The organism is Streptomyces sp. NPDC007162 (assembly GCF_040634175.1).
Classification (GTDB): domain Bacteria; phylum Actinomycetota; class Actinomycetes; order Streptomycetales; family Streptomycetaceae; genus Streptomyces.
In genome coordinates, this window is sequence record NZ_JBEYFC010000128.1 from 1 (window position 1) to 20370 (window position 20370).

General features: G+C 71.5%; 13 protein-coding genes and 1 pseudogene. 2 read left to right on the forward strand and 12 right to left on the reverse strand.

Annotation, left to right across the window (positions count from 1 at the left end):
• Window positions 1–1523: 1523 nt before the first annotated feature.
• The 7 genes and pseudogenes from ABZ646_RS17600 to ABZ646_RS17630 all read right to left on the reverse strand — a co-directional run.
• Window positions 1524–1715: pseudogene (locus ABZ646_RS17600) on the reverse strand (hypothetical protein); the annotation flags it as partial.
• Window positions 1716–1792: 77 nt separating this feature from the next.
• On the reverse strand, window positions 1793–3022 hold the full coding sequence (locus ABZ646_RS17605) for a LuxR C-terminal-related transcriptional regulator (protein WP_360519395.1): 1230 nt from the start codon (window positions 3020–3022) through the stop codon (window positions 1793–1795).
• 365 nt (window positions 3023–3387) lie between these two features.
• Entirely contained in the window at window positions 3388–5070 is a 1683-nt protein-coding gene (locus ABZ646_RS17610) for an MDR family MFS transporter (RefSeq protein ID WP_360519398.1), read from the reverse strand.
• Between the two features lie 3 nt (window positions 5071–5073).
• Window positions 5074–6387 carry a cytochrome P450 gene (locus ABZ646_RS17615; RefSeq protein ID WP_360519401.1) on the reverse strand — a complete coding sequence of 438 codons (1314 nt, stop codon included), beginning with the start codon at window positions 6385–6387 and terminating at the stop codon, window positions 5074–5076.
• Between the two features lie 32 nt (window positions 6388–6419).
• Window positions 6420–7832: an MmgE/PrpD family protein gene (locus tag ABZ646_RS17620; RefSeq protein WP_360519404.1), complete on the reverse strand. Its 1413-nt coding sequence runs from the start codon at window positions 7830–7832 to the stop codon at window positions 6420–6422.
• Window positions 7829–8641 (reverse strand): cyclase family protein, encoded by an 813-nt coding sequence (locus tag ABZ646_RS17625; protein ID WP_360519407.1) that lies wholly within the window; start codon window positions 8639–8641, stop codon window positions 7829–7831. The genes ABZ646_RS17620 and ABZ646_RS17625 overlap by 4 nt, the downstream gene beginning before the upstream one ends.
• 30 nt (window positions 8642–8671) lie before the next feature.
• The gene (locus tag ABZ646_RS17630) at window positions 8672–9445 is read right to left on the reverse strand and encodes an alpha/beta fold hydrolase (RefSeq protein ID WP_360519410.1); all 774 of its coding nucleotides are present in this window, start codon (window positions 9443–9445) and stop codon (window positions 8672–8674) included.
• 426 nt (window positions 9446–9871) lie between these two features.
• On the opposite strand from ABZ646_RS17630, the gene ABZ646_RS17635 reads away from it, so the two are divergent.
• Together ABZ646_RS17635 and ABZ646_RS17640 are read left to right on the forward strand one after the other, a co-directional pair.
• Window positions 9872–12652, forward strand: coding sequence for a LuxR C-terminal-related transcriptional regulator (locus ABZ646_RS17635; RefSeq protein WP_360519413.1), 2781 nt, complete (start codon window positions 9872–9874; stop codon window positions 12650–12652).
• 16 nt (window positions 12653–12668) lie between these two features.
• Window positions 12669–14186: a CoA transferase gene (locus tag ABZ646_RS17640; protein ID WP_360519416.1), complete on the forward strand. Its 1518-nt coding sequence runs from the start codon at window positions 12669–12671 to the stop codon at window positions 14184–14186.
• Between the two features lie 91 nt (window positions 14187–14277).
• On the opposite strand, the gene ABZ646_RS17645 is transcribed toward ABZ646_RS17640, so the two are convergent.
• The 5 genes from ABZ646_RS17645 to ABZ646_RS17665 all read right to left on the reverse strand — a co-directional run.
• Complete coding sequence (locus ABZ646_RS17645; RefSeq protein ID WP_360519419.1) at window positions 14278–14589, reverse strand: hypothetical protein; 312 nt, start codon at window positions 14587–14589, stop codon at window positions 14278–14280.
• Between the two features lie 11 nt (window positions 14590–14600).
• Window positions 14601–15935, reverse strand: coding sequence for a crotonyl-CoA carboxylase/reductase (gene ccrA, locus ABZ646_RS17650; protein ID WP_360519422.1), 1335 nt, complete (start codon window positions 15933–15935; stop codon window positions 14601–14603).
• 27 nt (window positions 15936–15962) lie between these two features.
• On the reverse strand, window positions 15963–17420 hold the full coding sequence (locus ABZ646_RS17655) for a UbiD family decarboxylase (RefSeq protein ID WP_360519424.1): 1458 nt from the start codon (window positions 17418–17420) through the stop codon (window positions 15963–15965).
• Entirely contained in the window at window positions 17417–18046 is a 630-nt protein-coding gene (locus tag ABZ646_RS17660; protein WP_360519427.1) for a UbiX family flavin prenyltransferase, read from the reverse strand. The genes ABZ646_RS17655 and ABZ646_RS17660 overlap by 4 nt, the downstream gene beginning before the upstream one ends.
• Before the next feature lie 5 nt (window positions 18047–18051).
• Window positions 18052–20370 (reverse strand): type I polyketide synthase (locus ABZ646_RS17665; protein ID WP_360519430.1); only part of this gene is annotated, 2319 nt, incomplete at its 5' end.

Consider the following 20370-nt stretch of genomic DNA (forward strand, 5'->3'; position numbering starts at 1 on the left):
GCCGCAGCCCGCGGGGGAAGCATGGAAGCAAGCGCGCAGTCTCTGTCTCCGCGCGTCGCGACATCGTTGTCCGCATGGCTCACCTTAGGAACACCGCAGCTGCGTGCGCTTGTACAACAGCGTCACTCTGATGGAACGTCGATGCCGCGCGATGCGGGCTGTGATGGAATCAGGCCGCGAGGGTGCGGCGGTCGTCGGCAGGACGAGGCGAGGCGTTGAGATGAGCGACACGGAAAACGCAGAACCTCAGCCCGAAGGACCGGCGTCGGGAGGGAAGTTCTTCGTCGACACGACGGCCCCGGCCACCGCGGCCACCGCGCGAAACGGCTTCGACGTCTTCCGGCGTGCGTGGGAATCGCAGATCGGAGAGGCGCTCCCGCTTCCGCCGTGGGAACCGACCGGATCGGGTCAGTTCCGGGTCCGGGTCCGTGCGTCCAAGGTGCACGACACGGTGATCTCGGACGTCTACGGTGAGTTGATGGCCGGCGGCACCCGGGGCAGCTCCCACCGCCTTGAGGACCGGGTCCTGGTCCCATGTGATGGGACGCGGCGAATGGCGCTTCCTCTCCCCACGCAACCGGGGCGAGACCGCCGTGCCGGCTGGGCAGTTCATCGTGCGCCACAACGGTCCTCCGGCCCGCTTCGAGGTGGCACCGCATTCGACCGCGAAGGTACTGATCCTGCCGGCCACGCCCCTCAGCGCGCTGATCCGCGACCGGGCGACCGTCGGCCCGGCCGACTCGCCGGAACTACGACTGCTCTCCCCGATCTGTCTCAGGGGCGGGGCCGCTCACCCGGTACCCTGCACGACGGCGCGGCGGCGCTTCGGGTGCCAGGGCGTCAGCGCTGATCACGATCAGTTGCGAACGCGCAGACAGGGCCGCGACCGTTAGGTCGAGGCCCTCATTCGCGTATCGCTCCAGCGAGTGTCCGAGGGACGAGTTGACCGCTGACGACACGGTCGTGGTCGCGCAGGGGTGGCTCCACCTTGTGACGCAGTGAGGCCGCTGCTCAGGGACGTCTGTTGAATTCTCGGCTGCGGTGAGAATGCGGCCTCAATCCGTGAATCCGACGCCGCGATCTCTGCGCATCTTGTCGACGTGGTATTGCTTGCTGCCGACACGCAGCAGACATGCGTCCTCAGCCGGCAAGTCGTCCTGCTGGGTTATGGAGGCACCTGTGGCACGGTCATGCGTGGGGTGTGGCAAACGAGTCCTGCCCACCGTCCTCGCCCGGGCCGCACCTGGCCGGGCAACGACGGCCACCCGGAGAGGCCGGATCCGAAGGGAGACACGGGGGCCCAAATGCGCGGCGAGCAGGAATGCGGCCAACGACAATCACAACACGTAAATGCCAAGGAACTTCAGGACCTCAAGGGCGAGCAGACCGGTGTAGGTCCTCTCGTCTCCGGTCGAACCCAGGGGCGGCGCGGGTGGCCATGCCCAGGAGGGCCCGGTACGCGTCTGGCGGCCACGAGGCGCGCTGTGCCGCCGACGCCTCGGCGTGCTGCATGAGCCATGTCTTCAACTCCTCGGGCCCCGATACGGTGACGAGGACCTCGACCTGCAGTCGGCCCCGAGCTGGTTCGGGATGGTCAGCAGCAGGGTGTCCGCGGCCTCGATGGCCTCGTCCTCCCGGAGCTGCTTCACCAGCACGTCGGGCTCGGCGGCGTACGAGCGTCCGAAGACCGCCCCGGTCGTGTCGTCGATCATGCCGGGGTTGGGCCGCGCGAAGCCCCTACCGTCGAGCACCTCAAGGAAGGCGCGGTCCGGGGCAGCCCGCGCGCCACCGCTCAGCCGACGTCCTGCTGATCTACCGTCAGGTCACTCCACGAGCCGGCCAGCTCCACGCGGGACGACATCTCCAGCTTGCGGAAGATCTTCTTGAGGTGGAACGCCACGGTGTGCCCGGAAATATAGAGCCTCTGGCCCACCTGGTCGTTCGTCAGTCCCTGGCTGACCAGGTTGGCGACGGAGAACTCGGTGTCCGTCAGGGAACCGACCCGGTGGCCGTTGCGCCGCATCGGCCGCATCGCGCGTCCGGAGCGCACCCCGAGATCCCTCAGCCTGCTGGTGACCCGCGCGAGGTCTCGCACCGCTCCGGTCTCACCGTAGAGAATGGCCGCCTGCCGCAGTTGCGCGACCGCCGTGTCGCGCCCCGCGCGCTGCTCGGACAAGACCTCCGCCTGATCCTCGCTGGCCGATGCGGACGCCCAGCGGTCGAGGTGCAGGGCGGCGGCGGCGCGCAGCTTGTCGGGATTCCTCTCGAGCAGTCCTCCGGCGTGCAAGGCGGCTGCGTGCACGGCGCGGAATCCCCAGGACGACCGCGCGATCAGGTCCGCCCGTTCCGAGCAGCGCAACGCCAGCTTCTCCTCCCCGACGGCGCGGGCGACCCGGACGAGCCAGGCCGCCGCCGCGGGCTGGGCGACCAGCAGCTCCCGGTTGAGCCGGTCGTCGACGATCAGGCGCTCGACGAGATGGGCGACGCTCGCCGGGCCGGTGGCCGCCTCGAAGACCTGAGCGGCGGCCCAGGCGCTCTGCCCGGGGGCGTAGGCCGTGCGCCTGATCAGGGCGTCGTCACCCAACAGACGCGCATATCCCAGCGCCGTACCCAGGTCGGACTGCCGGACGGCGCCGAGGGCCAGCACAGCGTGCAGATTGGGTAAGAACGCATGGACGCCGGCGCGCTCGGCCAGCCGGACGCCGACGGTCGCCTGGGCGACCGCCTCCCCGGTGTCGCCCGCCCCGAGCGCGAGCTCGGCCCGGCAGACCAAGCGGGCGGCGGTCAGCTCGTCGTCGGCACCCGGGTGTCCCTGGGCGTCGGCCAGGACGCGGGCTCCCCCGCGCAGATCACGCACCCGGACGAGCAGCAGCGCGTGCCATAAAGCGGCGAGCGGCGAGCAGTGCCCGTGGCGCACGTCCTGCGCCGCATCCGCGGCCAGGTCGATCCCCTGCCGCACCTCGCCGGCGAGCCAGGCGGACACCGAGAGCGCGAGCCCGCAATCGCGAATGTCGCCGGCCACAATCAATTGCGTGAATTCGTCGGAGGGAGTGCCCAGAAGCTCCGTCTGCACCCGGCACTGACTTGCCATCATATGCTCGATCGACCTTTCGCTGTCTGTCTGGACAAAGGCACGCGTCTACCAATGCGGCCATTGACCCGGACCCCCGAACCAGGCACATCTCAATGCTTCGCGCAGCGGGATCGATCGGCATGAGTAACTTGACTCCATCTCCTTCAGTCATGTGATCTTCACAAACGGGTCGGCTGACAGATTGCCGATAATCCGCCGTCCGGCACTTCCGCGAAACGGATGGGTTACATGCGGGTAAATCATCGTCCGTTCTTTACCGAGTTCGGAAGAACCGCTTGTGCAGCATCGGGCTGCTATCCAGGCGGGCTCGTCCCGGCGCTCCGCCGTGCCGTCTCCTGCAGCCCGGACTCATGGCGCAGCGGGACCGCCGGCCAGCTGAGGAGCAGCAGCAACCCGACGAGGGCCACCCCCGCGGCGGTCAGGAAGACCACGCCCATCGCATCGGCGAACGCCTGCTCGAACGGGCGGGCCACGACCGTCGGCAACGCCGAGAGCACCTCGCTGTCGTGCACCACGACGTGCGTCGCCGCAGCGGTGTCCCCCTCGCTGAGGGCGGTCGTGACGGCGCGTACGTCCGGATCGGACGTCGTGGCGGCCTGGAGCACCGCGGCCCGGAACGCCGGGTCGCCGGTGGCCACGTCCACTCGCTGCTCGATGGCCGCCGGCGTGCAGGCGAAGAACAGCGTGAGGAAGAACGCCAGCCCGAGGGTGCCGCCGAGCTGCCGGAAGAACGTCACCGCCCCGGTCGAGACGCCCATGTCCCGGGCCGGAAGGACGTTCTGCAGCGCCAGGGTGAGCGGCTGGTTGAACATGCCCACCCCGAAGCCCAGCAGCAGCGCCACGACCTCGAACGGCCAGCGCTCCGCAGCGCCGGTGAGAAAGTACAGCCCCGCCAGGCTCGCCGACGTGAGCACCCCGCCGACGACGGCCTGAGCGCGATAGCGGCCGGTCCGCACGATGAGCCGGCCCGAGCACAGGGCGCCCGCGATCGCCCCCAGCATCGTCGGCAGCAACCGCAGCCCGGCCTCCGTCGGGCCCATGCCCGCCGAGACCTGGAAGAACTGGGGAATGATGCTGATGACGCCGACCATGACCGTGCCGACGACGAACGCGACGAGCGTGCCCTTGACGAACGATCGGTTCGCGAAGATGCGCAGCGGCATGAACGCCTTCTCGCCGGCCAGCTTCCCGGACCACACATAGGCCAGGGTGCTGACCGCGCAGGCGGCGAAGCAGACGATCGAGGCGGTCGAGCCCCAGCCCCAGGCGCGGCCAAGCTCCGCGACGAGCAGCAGCGGCGTGATGCCCGCGACGAGCAGCAGCCCGCCGAGCCAGTCGACCCGTACGCCTGCCGGGCGGGACCTGTCGAAGGTGAGGACCCGGACGACGACGGCCAGGGTCGCCACACTCAGCGGCACGTTCATCAGGAAGACCCAGCGCCAGCCGGAGATGCCCAGGATGCTCGGCGTGCCGGCCAGCAGTCCTCCGACCAGCGGGCCGAGCAGGTTCGCGCCGGTGAAGACGGCCAGGAAGTAACCCTGGTAGCGGGCGCGCTGCCGGGGCGCCACGATGTCGCCGAGGATCGTGAACGCCAGCGAGACCAGGCCGCCGGCGCCGATGCCCTGGACGCCCCGGAAGACGGCCAGCTGCTCCAGCGACGTCGCGAAGGTGCAGGCGAGCGAGCCGGCCGCGAACACGGTGACGGCGGCTATGTAGCAGGGCCGGCGGCCGTACAGGTCGGACAGCTTGCCGAACAGCGGGGTGACGATCGTCGAGGTCGCCAGGTAGGCGGTGGTTACCCAGGCCAGCTGCGAGAAGTTGTGGAAGTGGTCGGCGATGGTTCGGATGGAGGTGGCGACGACCGTCTGGTCCAGGGCGCTCAGCGCGACGCCCATCAGCAGGCCGCAGAGCACGGCGAGGATCTGCCGGTGGGTGAGGTCGGCGTCGCCCGCGGGTCGCCGGGGGCCGGGCGCCACGCCTCAGCGCACCGGCGTGGGGGCCAGCGTGGCCATCAACCGGTTGAAGCCGCGCAGGTTGCGCGTCGGCTTCCGCTCCCCCTCGTCGATCAGGGTGAGGTCCGGGAAGCGGTCGTACAGCGCGCGGAAGCCGACCTCGCCCTCCATCTTGGCCAGCGCGGCGCCGAGGCAGTAGTGGATGCCGGTCGAGAACGCCAGGTGCTTGCCGGCGTTGGCCCGGGTGACGTCGAAGGCGGCCGGATCGGTGAACACTTCGGGGTCGCGGTTCGCGGCGCCCAGCATGACCACGACGATCTCGCCCTCGGCCAGCCGGACCCCTGCGATCTCGGTGTCACGCAGCGCCCGGCGGGAGATGCGCTGCACCGGGGACTCGACGCGCAGCATCTCGTCGACCGCGTTCGGCCACAGCTCGGGCCGCTCCGCCAGCAGCGCCCGCTGGCCGGGATGTTGCTCGAGCAGCGCGATGCCGTTGGCCATCAGGTTCACCGTGGTCTCAAGGCCGGCGGCGAGCACGAGCATGGTGGTGGCCAGCAACTCGGCCTCGGTCAGCCGGCGTCCCTCGGCGTCCGTCGAGTTGACCAGGTCGGACATGATGTCCTGGCCGGGATGGTGGCGCAGGTGGTCGAAGTGGCCACGCAGCCAGTCCAGCAACGCGTCGATCCGGCGCTGGTCGTCCAGGAAGCGGCGGCGCGACATGCCCGGGTCGAGCGGGCTCGCCGCCGCGTCGCTCCACTGCAGGAACTGCTCGCTCATGCCGGTCGGGGCGCCCAGCATCTCGCAGATCACCACCGAGGGCAGCCGCGACGTGTATGTCTGGACCACGTCGACCGGCTCCCGCAGGTCTCGCGTGGTGATTCCGTCGAGCAGCGTCGCGGCCACCTCCTCGGTCCGGACCCGCAGCGCGTTGACCGCCTTCGCGCTGAACGCCCGGACGACCAGCTTGCGATAGCGGGTGTGGTACGGCGGATCCACCGCGACCATGGACGGCGGCTCGAACACGCTGCGCGCCGCGCTCGGGGCGAACGCCGCCAGGATGCGCCGGATCGGCGCCGGCGCCCCGCCGAACGCCGCGGCGCCCATGGCGTCGGAGCGCAGCACCTCGCTGGCGACGTCGTGGCGCACGGTCATCTTGCTGCCGAGCCCGCCGACGAAGGGCTGGTCCGAGCGCATCGTCTCGTAGTGCGCGTACGGGTTCAGCCGTACCGACGGATCGGTCACCCGGAGCGTGGCAGGGTTGCCCTTGGCGGCTTCCCGGCGCATCGCCAGCCTGATCAGCCCGTGGGTGAGCGCCCAGCGCGCCGAGTCCGGAAGGAACAATGTCGTCTCCCCTGTTCGAAGAACCGCGTGGGTCATGCCGATGCACGCAGCAGGGCGGTGAACATCGTCGGACGGCTGTCCGAGCTCAGCCGCGCCACCAGATCGGAAAGAGCGGTGGCCGTGGCCTCGCCCACCGCCCGCGCCGCGTTCATGCGGAACTTGGTGGTCAGCTCCGCAGGCGTCAATGGGTTCTCCGGCCCGCCCAGGTTGTGCTCGACCCTTTCCCGCAGCACCTCGCCGCCGGACAGCCGGACGGTCAGCACCGCCGGGAACTGGTGCGGGAAGATCCGCGTACAGTCCGGGTCCGCCTCCGGGGTCACCAGGGCGGCCAGCGCGAGCCGGTCCGGGTCGGCCACCGCGCTGTCGGTGAAGTCCTCGTGCGACACCCCGAGCCCGCCACCGCTGCCGAGCAGGGCGGCAGCCACCGTGTACGGGCCGCTGAACGCGCCGTGGTAGCCCGACAGCGGCCGCCTCTTGTCGGCCAGCGGCTCGGCGATCGTGCGAAGCACCGGCTCGGGCACGCCCAGCGTGATGCCGGTGAGGTCCGCCGGGTTCAGCCCGGCCCGGCGCAGCCGCAGCGCCGCTTCCACACCGGCGTGCGTGAAGTGATTGCAGGGGAAGGGCTTCACGAAGATGCGGTCGCTCTCCCACCGCTCCCCCAGCTCCCCGGTGACCGCGCCGATGTCGAACTGCTCGCCGCAGAAGGCTCGCAACAGGCCGAAGCGCCCCTCCAGCACCGTGGGCGGGCCGGTCAGCCCGTGCCGGGCCAGGGACGCGGCGATTACACCGGCATGGGCCGCCCAGCCACAGTGCACCCGTTTCACGGTGCCGCCGGTCCGGTTGGCCTCGATGACCCCGGACCCCATGCTGCACGCGATGCCGATCGCCGAGGTGAGCTGGTCGGCGGTCAGTCCCTGGAGCATGCCCGCGGCGACCGCGGCGCCGACCGTGCCGCAGATGGCCGTGGCGTGCTGGCCCCGGTCGAAGAAGACCGAGTTTGCGTGCTCACGGTCGTATCCGGCCATGCCCAGCCGGCAGGTGACCTCGACCCCCACGGCGACGGCGTCCAGGAACGCCGGTCCGGAGACGTCGTACTGCTCCGCGACGGCGAGGGCGGCCGGGACGACGGCGGCCGACGGGTGCAGCACCGAGGGCAGATGCGTGTCGTCGAAGTCCAGCGAGTGCCCGAGCGTGCCGTTGACCAGCGCCGCCGACGGGGCGGGCAGCCGAACGGCCGAGCCGATCGCGGTGGCGGCCGGCGCGCCGCCCCACTCGTCCACGGTGGCGACGACCACCTCGGCCGGGCGTTCGGACAGCGCGGCCAAGCAGATGCCCAGCAGGTCGAGGACCCGCCCGGCGACGTCGTCACGCCGGGCTGCCGGCAGGCCGTCCTTCCCCGCCCGGGCCGCCAGCGCGCCGAGCTGCTCGGCCGGCGTCGCGCTCATGCGCTCACCACCGCGAGCGGGCGGATCGGGGAGCCGGTGCCGCCGACGATGCGCAACGGCGCCACGACGATGGCGAACTCGGTCAACCCCTCGGCGGCGGCCCGTTCGAGGGCGAGGTGCTCCATGATGTGAATGCCGTGCTCGACCAGCAGCAAGCGGTGCACCGGCAGCGTCCGATGGCCCTCCCCCGGCGGGATCCGCTCGTACGCCGTCGTGTCGGCGCCGGTGGCGGTGATGTCGTGAGCTGCCAGCCAGGCCGCAGCGTCCTCGGTGATTCCGGGTACGCCGGTCGCCCGGCCCAGATAGGTGCCGGCGTCGTGGAAATGGGTGGCCCAGCCGGTGCGCACCAGCACGACGTCACCGGGCTCGGGCAGCGCCCCGGCCCGCTCGGCCGCGTCCTCAAGGTCCCGGCGGGTCACGCCGTAGCCGGGGTCGAGCACGTCCACACCCCGGGTGCCCGCCACGTCGAGCAGCACCGCCCGGGTGATCAGCGGGGGGATCAGTTCGGCACCGAGCTCGGTGAACGCGCCGCCGCGCTGGGCGGCTTCCGCGTCCACGCCGCCGTACAGCTTGCCGCCCTGGCTGACGTGGGCGAGCGCGTCGATGTGGGTGCCCACGTGGCCCCCGGTGACGATCACCTCGTTGCTGGCCGAGCCGCCGTCCGGGCGGCGCATGTCGCCGTGCCGGCGGGCCAGGGTCATCCGGAAGCCGGGATGGTTGGGCGAGCAGGGCATCCCGGTGAAGAGCGGCTGGCCGAGCTCGATCGTGCGTGTTCCCTTGGCCAGTGCGGCCAGCAAGGCATCGGTCATGCATCACCCCTGACGAGATCGGACGGAGCCTCAGCAGCGGGGTTCCGCCTGGGCGGCGCTCAGCCTGCCGGCCATGAGGCCGATGACGGCGCTGCTCTGCTCGACGAGGTAGAAGTGGCCGCCGGGGAAGACCTCCACCTCGGTCGGCGCCGTGGTGTGCTGGGCCCAGGCCCGCGCCTCGTCGATCGAGACGCGCGGGTCGGCGTCGCCGACGAGCACTGTCACCGGGCAGTCGAGGCGGGCCGTGGCGTCGTGCCGGTAGCTTTCGATCGCCCGGTAGTCGCTGCGGATGGCGGGCAGCACCAGGGAGAGCACTTCGGGATCTGCCAGCATGCCCTGGTGCGGGCCGCCGAGCCGACGGAGCTCGGCCACGATCCCCGCGTCCGGGGCCTCGTGCACGTTCTCGTCGCGATAGCGGGACGGGGCCCGCCGCCCGGAGACGAAGAGGCGCGCCGGCGCGGGCAGCCCGGCCCGGCGCAGGCGGAGCGCAACCTCGTATGCGAGCACGGCGCCCATGCTGTGCCCGAAGAGCACCAGGGGCCGGTCGTCGAGCTGCCGCAGCACGGCGAAGATCTCGTCCGCGTACTCGTCGACGGAGTCGATGCCGGGCTCGTGGCGCCGGTCCTGCCGGCCCGGGTACTGCACAGCCATGACCTCGACGCCGGGACCGAAGGCCTTGGCCATGGGGAAGAAGAAGCTCGCGGACCCGCCGGCGTGCGGCAGGCAGACCAGACGGACGGTGCCGCCGGGGGCCGGTTGGAAAGTCCTCACCCATTTCTGGAAATGCGCGGGTGAGCTCTTCACGACCATTCTTCTCCTTTGTGCGGCACCGCTTTCCTCACGTCTGCACATCGTGACCGGCCCGCGGCGGCGGCCGGTATCCTCGAACCTGGTAGTTGTCGGCCCGAGCGTCCCGTGGCATGGGTGATCACGCAGGACGAGACCCGGAGGAGTTCGACGGGGGTCGAGACAACAGGCTCGCACCGGCCACCGACGATCCGGCATATCCGCAGCTCAACCCTGTGATCGGCACCAACCGTGGTGGCCTCTGCGGTCCACGTGAGTTGCCCTGGAGTACCCGGCAGGGAGTGCACGTCAGGACATTGCGTCAAGCTCCGGCTGTGGGCGACGATCCTCCCTAGTGGCATCAGCCGGTGCTCATCTGGAGGTCGTGAAACGTTGCACGAATGCGGCAGCATCTCCCCACGGTTATCGAGAGGGTTCGGCTCAGTGACCGGATCGCCCGGCGTCGGTCACTTCGACAATGATCTGCTGGGCCGCGACGATACGCTGCGCATGGTGGATCTTTTCCTCGGCAACGGCGCGAGCCATGGCGGCGCCCTGATCTTCTCCGGCCCGACCGGCATCGGGAAGACCGCGCTGCTGGAGTGCGGGATCGCCCGTGCCCAGGCTCGCGGCCTGGTCGTGCTGCGCGTGGCCGGCACCGCCGGGCACGCGGCCGGCTCCGGCCTGACCGACCTGCTGGGCCTGCTGCTCGAGGTCGTCGCGGGCGATCCGGCTCAGGAAAAACGCTTCGCCAACGCCGTGCAGCACTGCCAGGACAGCGGGCGGGTAAAACTGTCCATGCTGGTCGGCACGGTCCGCGCCGTTCTGCGCCAAACGCGTGCGACCAGCCTGCTCATCGCCTCCGACGACCTGGACCGGATGGACCCCACCAGCTACCAGGCGCTGAGCATGCTCGCCGCCCGGCTGGGCGGCACGGGAGCACGGATGATCGGCACGGTGCATGCCGGGGCCGGGCGGCACGGGCCGGCGACGCACCGGCTCGAACCACTGCACGAGGACGCCGCGTACGCCCTGCTGGAGCGGCACTTCCCGCTCCTGTCCGGGCGGGTGCGCCGGCGGATCGTGGCGGAGGCCGAAGGCAATCCGCTGGCCCTGCGTGAGCTGCCCCTTCCGCTGACCCGCACGCAGCGCGAGGTGGCCGCCGCCTTGCCGACGGTCCTGCCGCTGACCGGGCGCCTGCAGGAGATCTACCGCCCGCAGGTGTCGTCGCTGTCGGCCGGCGCCCGCGACGTGCTCCTCGCCGCCGCCCTCGAGGGGACCGGGGACCTCATCACGCTCGAGGCGTTAGCCGGGGAAACGCTCGAAGCCGCCGTCCGAGATGCCGAGGAGGCCCGGCTCGCCTGGGTGGACGACACAGGCAACCGGCTCGTCTTCCGGCGCCCGCTCGCCCGGGCGACCGTCGTCGCGCTCGCCTCACCCGCTGAGCGCCGCGAGGCGCACCGCCGCCTGGCCCAGGCGCTCGCCGACCGGCCTGAGCTGCACGCCTGGCACCTGTCCCAGTCCGTCATCGCCACGGACAGCACGACCGCGAAGCTGGCGCACGACGCGGCCTTGAAGGCGATGAGCCGCGGGGCGGTCGTCAGCGCCGTACGGCTGATGACGCGAGCCGCGGACCTGAGCGCCGACCCTCGGCAGCGGGCTCGCCGGTTCGGCTACGCGGCGGCGATAAGCGTAGACGCGACGGGTGACCTCACTGCCGTGTCCCAGCTGCTGCGGGACGCCCGCGAGAGCGACCCGGACTTCGACGACACCTTGCCGGCGATCGTGACGGCGGCCAAGACGTTCCTGCTCAGCGAGGGGGACACCGACACCGCCTCGGGCCTGCTGGTCTCGGCCCTGCGGGCGCGCAGCGAGGAACGGATGGAAAGCGTCATCCTGCTCAAGTCCGCGTTCTGGACGCTGCTGCGCGTCTGCCGGCTCAGCGGCCGCCCCGAGCTGTGGGATGTCTTCCTGCGGCTGATCGACGAATATCGTCGGCATCTGACCACGTTCGAGGTCACGGTGTGGCAGGCGGCCGCGGATCCCGCACGAGCCGACGTCGCTCGGCTCGCGGTCGTCGACCGGGAGATCGCCTCCGCGATGACGGACAAGGACCACAACAGGATCATCCGGCTGGCCGAGGCGTGTGCCCCGGTCGACCGGCTGGGCGAGATGCGGGCCGCCCTGTGGCGGGTGGCGCAGAGCGGCCGGAACGGCCTGCAGCCCACGACCCACGCGATCCGGGCCCTCAACTTCCTGTGCGCCGACGCTCTGACGCATGGGCGCTGGTCTGACGTGGACACACTCAGTGAGGAGATCGCCCGCCTCTGCGAGGGGAACAGCCAGCGGGCCCTCTTCTGGCTCACCGAAGGCAGCGTTGCCATCCTCGCCGCGCTGCGCGGCGACACCGAGCGTGCGCGGGCGCTGACCCGTGAGATGGTCGCCTGGGCGGTGCCTCGTGACGCGCGGGTGGTACTGCTGCTCGCCGCGCACGCACGGATGCTCGACGCCCTCGGCGCCGCCGATTTCGAGGCGGCCTACCAGTACGTGGCGGAGGCCGGCCTGCCCGACCTGACGAAGTCCTCGTCGATCGAGCAGATGCAGATGTCCTTCGACATCGTCCTGGCCACCGTCCACACCGAGCGGCACCGCGAGGCCGAGCGGCACATCCGGGCGATGCAGGCGTCGGAGATGGCGTCGCTGTCGCCCCGGCTGGCACTGCAGACGGCGGCCTGCGCGGCCCTGGTGGCACCCCGGGCCAAGGCCGCCCGGAACTACGAGACCGCGCTCGCCTTGCCGGGCGTCAACCGTCTGCCCTACGACCGCGCTCGCGTCCAGCTCGCGTACGGCGAGCACCTGCGCCGGGTCCGGGCGACCAACGAGGCCCGGCGTCACCTGCGCACCGCCCTCAACTCGTTCCATGACCTCGGCGCGCTGCGCTGGGCGGCCCGGGCCAAGGCCGAGCTGCGCGCCGCCGGCGACCGCGACACCGCCGCCGAGCCGGCCGAGTCGGCCGCACTGACGCCGCAGGAGCTGGCGATCGTCCGGCTCGCCGCCAACGGGCTGACGAACAAGCAGATCGGCAAGCGGCTGTTCCTCTCGCCCCGGACCGTGGCCAACCATCTCTACCGGGCCTTCCCCAAGCTGGACATCACGTCCCGGGCCAGCCTCCGGGACGCGCTCGCCTCGCTGCAGCTGGAGGACCCGGGTGTTCCCACCCCTTGAATCGGAGAACGGCACGGTGACGAGCACACAAAGCGAGACGGATCTGACCGGCCGGGTCGCAGCCGCGGTGTCCAGCCCGGCAGCCCACGACGACTTCGACCCGCACGCGGCGCTGACCGAGGTGCTGGCCGGGATCGGGATCAGCCCGGCGGACAGCGGCGGGCGGATCGGCTTCGCCGGGGCGGATCCCGTGGTGCCCAGCACGCTGCGCCTGGGTGGTGCCTCGGCGATCGCCCTGGCCACCAAGGCGGTGGCGGTGGCCAAGCTGTGGCGGCTGCGCGGCGGGCAGAGCCAGGACATCGCGGTCGACCTGCGAGTCACCCCGCATCGCCTGTGCCCCTTCTACGACGGACGCTGGGAGAAGATCAACGGTCACCTGCTCGGGTCGCCTGCGAACGCGGGCAGCGCGGCCTTCGCGTTCGGCTTCTACCGCACGGCCGACGACCGCTGGGTGATGCCACTCAACCCGTACCCGAAGATCAAGGTCGCCGCCCAGAAGCTGCTCGGCGTGCCGGACGACGTGGCGGCCGTACGGGCCGCCGTCGCCCGCTGGCCCGGCCGGGAACTGGAGGAGGCGGCCGCCGAGGCCGGTTGCGTGCTGCCGATGCTGCGCACCACCGCCGAGCTGCTCGCGGAGCCGCACTACCGCGACCACCTGGCGCGCCTGCCGCTGGTCACCGTGGAGCGCATCGGCGACTCCGCACCCGAGCCGCTGCCGCCCGGCGTACCGGACCCGCTGACCGGCGTACGGGCGCTGGGCATGGGCCACGTCATCGCCGGCGCCGGGGCCGGGCGGGCGCTCGCCCTGCACGGCGCGGACGTGCTCAACGTGTGGCACCCCATGCAGCTGGAGCACCCGGTCACCTACGCCACGGCGAACGTGGGCGTGCGTTCCACCACGCTGAACCCTCGCGCGGCCGACGACGCGGCTACCCTGCGCAGGTTGCTGGCGGGAGCAGATGTCTTCTACGCCAACCGCCGCCCCGGCCACCTCGACCGCATCGGACTGTCGGCGGAGCAGGCGGCGGCCGAACGACCCGGGATCGTGCACGTCACCGCCTCGCTCAACGGGCCGGTCGGGCCGTGGGCCGGGCGCGTCGGCTTCGACCAGAGCGCGGGCAGCCTGACCGGCATGATGCACCTGGAGGGCGGCCTGGGCGGGACGGGTACGGAACCCGCTCTCCCGCCGATTCTCGTGGTCAACGACTACATTGTCGCGTGGCTGATGGCCGCGGGGGCGATCGAGGCTCTGTGCCGGCGGGCTGTGCTCGGGGGCAGCTACCGCGTCCACGTGTCGCTGACCCGGACCGCGCTGTGGATCCTCGGACTGGGCATCTTCGACCGCGACTACGCCCACGCCACCGCCGGCCGCGGCCCCGAGCACGCCTACCACGACCCAGAGCTGTTCACCGCCGAGACCCCCCTCGGGCACTACCAGGGCGTCACCGAGCAGGTACGCATGTCCGCCACGCCCGGCCGCTACCGCACGGTCCTCGTGCCGCGGGGCTCGAGCCGCCCGGAGTGGATCGGCTGACAGTCCGGACAGGCACGCGTCACCGGGCCAGCCGGGCGCCGAATCCGCCGGCAGCACCAAGCTGGTGTGCTGCGCCAGAAATCCTGATCGTTCATCCGGAAGAAATGCCCCGTCCGCCTCGCGGGTGGTCGGCGACACCGGCTCGCGGCTGCCCCCGGCGGCCACCTCGATGAGGTCCCGGGCCTCGCCGTCGCTGACCAGGTCGACCTGAAGGATGCCGTACGAAGCGGGCCGCCCCGTCGTTGAACAACGCCGCCGTGCGCCGGCCGCCGATGTCAAGGGTCCGCGAGTGTATGTCGGCCGCCACCACCAGTGCCCGGGCCCCGGCCGGGTGAGCAGCGAGCTGCGAGCGATCCGATGCCGTGAGCCGGTGCCGAGAACACCGATCGGCGAAGACGTGCACCGGGCCTCTCGCTAGGGGGTGCTGCGGAACCGGTTGATGGACTTGAGGTGCCGCTCCCGCAGCTCGTGGTCGTGGACGCCCAGACCCTCCGCAGGGGCCAGCACGCGGACGCCCACCTTGCCCTGATGCACGTTGCGGTGCAGGTCGAGGACCGCGTGGCCGGTCTGCTCCAGCGGATATGTCGTGGACAGCGTCGGGTGGATATGCGCCTTCGCGACGAGCCGGTTGGCTTCCCATGCCTCGCGGTAGTTAGCGAAGTGCGTCCCGATGACGCGCTTGAGGTTCATCCACAGATAGCGATTGTCGAACTGGTGTTCATAGCCCGAGGTCGACGCGCAGGTGACGATCGTGCCTCCGCGGCGGGCCACGTAGACGGAGGCGCCGAAGGTCTCCCGGCCCGGGTGCTCGAATACGATGTCCGGGTCGTCGCCGCCGGTCAGCTCGCGGATCCGGGTGCCGAAGCGACGCCACTCCTTCGGGTCCTGCGTGTGGTCGTCCTTCCAGAAGCGGTAGCCGTCCGCGCTGCGGTCGATGACATACTCCGCGCCCATCGCCCGGCACACCTCCGCCTTGTCCGGGCTGGACACGACGCACACCGGGATGGCGCCGCCGTTCAGTGCGTACTGGGTGGCGTACGAGCCGAGACCGCCGGAAGCGCCCCAGATCAGCACGGTGTCGCCTTGCTTCAGGTCCGCGCCGTTGCGGGAGACGAGTTGGCGATAGGCGGTGGAGTTGACCAGCCCCGGTGAGGCCGCCTCCTCCCAGGTCAGGTGGGCCGGCTTGGGCATGAGCTGGGTCGACTTGACCAAGGCGAGCTCGGCCAGACCGCCGAAGTTGGTCTCGAAGCCCCAGATCCGCTGCTCGCTGTCGAGCATCGCGTCGTTGTGGCCGTCCGGGCCCTCCAGCTCGACGCTGAGGCAGTGCGCGACCACCTCGTCCCCCGGCCGCCAGGCATGCACGCCGGGGCCGGTGCGCAGCACCACGCCCGACAGGTCCGAGCCGACGACGTGGTAGGGCAGGTCGTGCCGCTTGGCCAGCGGGTTGGACCGGCCGTAGCGGCGCAGGAAGGTGAAGGTGGGGATCGGCTCGAAGATCGAGGTCCACACGGTGTTGTAGTTGATGGCGCTCGCCATCACCGCGACCAGGGCCTCTCCCGGGCCCAGCTCTGGGGTGGGCACCTCGTCGACGTGCAGGGACTTGCGCGGGTCACGGTCGGCCGGCGCCATGTCCTCGAACATGTCGGTCTCGTCCGCATGCACGGTCACGGCGCGGTAGGACTCCGGCACCGGCTGGCTCGCCGCCGCCGCGTAGTCCCCGTGCACGATCGCCTGACGGATCTCGTCCATGGATGACCTCACAGGTGAGTAGGGCTGTCAGGCAAGGAGCTCGATGACCCGCTGCCGCACCGGCTCGGGGTAGGTGTGGCGGAAGGAGCTGCGCCGGCTGCGCTCGGCCATCGGCGGCAGGAGCCCGTTGAGGACGGCCTTGGGCCCGTAGCCGAGCCGCCGCTCCTCGGCGGAGTAGCAGCCCGCGAGCGGGTTGATCATGCCGTGACGGACCAAGCGACCGTGTGCGGGACTCACCCGGGTTGCGATGGCCCAGGCCAGCTCGGTCTGGTCCGACGGGTCGACGTCGTCGTCGAGCACGAAGACGCGGGTCATCATGGCCTCGATCCGGGTGGCGGCGAGGACCTGCGAGATGCGCAAGCAGATGCCGTCACGGCTCAGTCCGGGCATCCGCTCACGCCAGTCCTCGGTAAGACACACGATCAGCCAGTGGGCGGCGGCCTCGAATGGCATCCACGCCGTGGCGACAGGCAGCTTCGCGGCGCGCAGCAGGGCCAGCGCCTCGGCCGCCGTGACCAGGCCCCACGCGGTGTGCGTCTCGTCGACCGGCTCCCCGGCGACCGAAATGGGCCAGATCGGGTCGTCGCGGTAGGTGATCGCGTCGACCACGTACTCCGGTTGCATGCTGGTGTGGCGCGGCTGGTAGCCGGCGTACTCGCCCATAGGCCCCTCGACCGCCGTGCGCCCGGGCATGACGTGCCCCTCGATGACGATCTCGGCACTCGCGGGCACCAGCAGGTCGACGGTCTTCGCCCGGACCAGCTCCAGCGGCTCGCCGAAGTACGCGCCCAGGAAGCCCACCTCCGCAATCCCGTCGGGCAACGGCATGCTCGCGACGAACGGGATGCCCGGCTCGGTGCCCTGGACGATGGCGAACGGCATCGGCTGCCCGAGGTTGTCCCACAACTTGCGGATCTGCCCGAGGTGCTGCGTCGGGATGAACGTACCCGTCATCCGTTTGCCGTCGATCTTCATCACCCGGGCGATGGCCCAGTTGGTGAACGACCCGTCGGGGGTCGAGACTATGATCGTGCCCCAGGTGTTGAGATAAGGCCCGCCGTCGCCCTCGTGCAGCAGCGGCGCCGGGAAGCGGTCGAGGTTCGCGTCGTCGCCGAGCAGCACGTTGTCCTGACACGGCGCCGAGTCCACGACGACCGGCGCGACCGGCTCACGGGTACGGGCGGCCGCCAGGGAGTCCACGATCTCGTGCGCCGTGGCGGAGGCGTCCAGCCCGAGCGAGAGCGCGACGCGCGCCAGCGGGGACCCGGGGATGGTGCTGAGCCCGGCGGGCGCGGCCAGGATCCGGCAGAACCGGCCGGTCCCGGTCAGGTCGTTCAACATCAGGGCCGGACCGCGATTCTCGTACGTCCAGCGGGCGGCCGCCCCGGCCTCCAGGTGCGGGTCCACGGGCTCGTCGATCTCCCGGACGTCCTGGTGCGCCTCCAGCACCGCCAGATATTCGCGGAGATCCTTGAGTCGCTTCATTCACCAGTTCCCTTCAGGAAGCCCTCGTCGGTCAGCTTGTGCACCGGGATGCCGGACGGACTCACGTGCAGGCCACCCCAGCGGTGCACGACGTCGGTCTCCAGCCCGAACTGGTCGAGGACCCGGCCGACGAAGTTGTCCGCGACGTCGTCGAGGTCGTGCGGGCGGGCGTAGTAGGCGGGCATCGGCGGCATGATCGTGATGCCAATGCGGGCCAGCTCGAGCATGTTCTCCAGGTGGATCGGGGACAGCGGCGTCTCCCGCGTCACCAGCACGAGACGCCGCCGCTCCTTGATGACCACGTCGGCCGCCCGGGTGACGAGGTCGTCCGCGTAGCCGGCCCGAATCGCCGCGAGCGTCTTCATGGTGCAGGGGATCACGACCATTCCCGCCGCACGGAAGGAACCGCTCGAGATCGCGGCGGCCTGGTCCGCCGACCCGTAGCTCACGTCGGCGAGGTCGCGTACCTGCGCCACGGTGAATGGCGTCTCCAGCTCGATCGTGGGCCTCGACCACCGGCTCAGCACGAGATGGGTCTCGACCGAGCCGACCGCCCGCAGCCGCTGGAGCAGGCGGACGCCCAGCGCGGCACCGGTGGCGCCGGTGATAGCAACGATCAATCGCATGCCGGTCATTCTTCCGTCCGGAGGCCACCGCCCCATCCCTCGGTCGAGTAGTGTGCGTGCGCCTCACGCAGCCAGTCGCCGACAATGTGCGCGGTCGAGGCGACGTGCTCGCCCTCGATGATCGTGAAGTGGTCGCCGGGCGCTTCGACCACCTGCCCCATCGCCGCGAGGACGTCGCCGCGCCATTCGGGCTTCTCCTGCTCCACGAGGGGCTGCGCCGGGCGTACGTACAGGGTGGGCGCGGTGAGCCCCTCCGGCCGCCAGCCACGCAGCAGTTCGAGGCACCAGACCTGGGCGGTGATGCGCTGGGACAGGTTGCCGCCGCCCGTCAGGCGCAGATACTCGACGAAGCGCTCGTTGAGCGCGCTGCGGAACAGCTCCTCTGGCCGCCCGCCGTCGCCGTCGAAGCTGTACGAGTCGATCAGCACCACCCCGCGCGGCGCCAGGCCGCGCGCCTCCAGTTCCTTGGCCACCTCGTACGCCACCACGCCGCCCGAGGAGTGCCCGGCCAGCGCGAACTCCCCGTCCGCCACCTCGGCCTGCACCACGTCCGCCAGGCTGCGCACCAGGACCGTCAGGGTGGCGGGCAGCGCCTGGCCACCGTGGAACCCGGGCGGCACCAGCGCCGATACCCGTCGTCCGGCGTCCAGCTCCTCCGCGAGCCGGCTGTAGACCTGCGGCCCGGTCGTCATGACGGTCGGGCACACGAGGATCAGCTGCGGGCCCAGCTGTCCCCGGCCCAGCCGCACGATCTCGGGCACGGCTTCCGGTCCGGCCGGATCGCCGTACTTGAGGCGCAGTTGCGCAGCGCTGGCCATGAGCTGCTGGGCCTGCGCCAGCTCGCCGGTCCGCATGGCCTGAAGAAAGAGCTCACCGAAGTAGTCGGGCTGCGCCTCCTGCGGCTCGGCGTGGTCCGCCGGCCGGAGAGCCGAGGCCAGGGCCTTGGCCAGGCTGCGCGGATCCGGGTGGTCGAACACCACCCCGGCGGCGAGGCCGACCCCCGTCCTGGTCTGCAGGACGTTGCGCAGCTCGACCGCGGTCAGCGAGTCGAAGCCGAGCTCCTTGAACGGCTGCTCGTCGTCGACCTGCGTCCCGGGCGCGTGCCCGAGAACCGCCGCGACCGCCTCGCGTACCAGGGTGAGCAGGGCCTCCTCACGCTCGGCAGCGGACAGTCCGGCGAGCCGTAGGGCCGGCCGCTCCGTACTCGCGGCGTCCGGCTGCGCCAGAGCGACCGCTGCCTCGGGAAGATCGGACAGCAACGGGCTCGGCCGGGCCGCCGTGAAGACCGGGGCAAACCTGGCCCAGTCCAGATCGGTGACCACGAGACCGGTCTCGTCGTCGTGCAGGACGCGCTGCAGGGCGGCCAGTGCCAGGTGGGGACGCATGGGGACCAGGCCGAGCAGGCCCAAATGCTCACGGTGCTCGCTTTCGGCGTCGGCCAGCATGCCGCCCTCGGCCCAGGAGCCCCAGGCCACCGACGTCGCGGGGCGGCCGTGACTCCGGCGCCAGGCGGCCAGGCCGTCCAGGAAGGCATTGGCGGCCGCGTAGGCGCCCTGGCCACCGCCGCCCCAGACGCCCGCCCCGGAGGAGAAGAGCACGAAGGCGTCCAGTTCGAGGTCGCGCGTGAGCTCGTCGAGGTGGCGGGCGCCGTCGACCTTCGGGTCGAGCTGGCGGCGGAGCAGGCGGGGCGTCAGCGCGGTCAGGAGCGTGGGCTCGCCCATGACACCGGCGGCGTGCACCACTGTGCGCAGTGGCCACTCCTCGGGAATCTCCGAGACCACTTGGGCAAGCGCGTCGCGGTCGGTGACGTCACAGGCCGCGACGGTGACCCGGGCGCCGGCGGTCTCCAACTCGAGGCGCAGCAGATCCGCGCCGTCCGCGTCCGGGCCGCGCCGGCTGACGAGGACCACATGCTCGGCGCCGCGCTCGGTGATCCAGCGGGCGACGTGGGCGCCCAGGCCGCCGGTGCCGCCCGTGATGAGGGCGGTGCCCGAGGTCGTCCACGGCGCCGGTCCGCCGGGCGCGGCGGCGTGCGTCAGCCGACGGCCGAACGTGCCGGCCGGGCGGATGGCGATCTGGTCCTCGCCGGCAGCGTCCGAGAGCACGGCGGCCAGCGCTCGGGCGCTGCGGGCGTCGAGCTGGGCCGGCAGGTCGATCAGGCCGCCCCAGTCGGCGGGTTGCTCCAGCGCGGCGACCCGCCCGAGGCCCCAGACTGCGGCCTGCCCGGGCGCGGTGACCGGATCCTGCGCACCGACGGAGACCGCGCCGCGCGTCACCAACATGTGGTTGGCGCCCGCACGCAGACACCTCTGGGCCCATGCGCC

Coding starts and splice junctions, on each gene's coding strand:
- ABZ646_RS17620 (WP_360519404.1), bottom strand. CDS start 7,832: ATGAGCGCGACGCCGGCCGAGCAGCTCGGCGCGCTGGCGGCCCGGGCG.
- ABZ646_RS17625 (WP_360519407.1), bottom strand. CDS start 8,641: ATGACCGATGCCTTGCTGGCCGCACTGGCCAAGGGAACACGCACGATC.
- ccrA (WP_360519422.1), bottom strand. CDS start 15,935: ATGGACGAGATCCGTCAGGCGATCGTGCACGGGGACTACGCGGCGGCG.
- ABZ646_RS17655 (WP_360519424.1), bottom strand. CDS start 17,420: ATGAAGCGACTCAAGGATCTCCGCGAATATCTGGCGGTGCTGGAGGCG.
- ABZ646_RS17660 (WP_360519427.1), bottom strand. CDS start 18,046: ATGCGATTGATCGTTGCTATCACCGGCGCCACCGGTGCCGCGCTGGGC.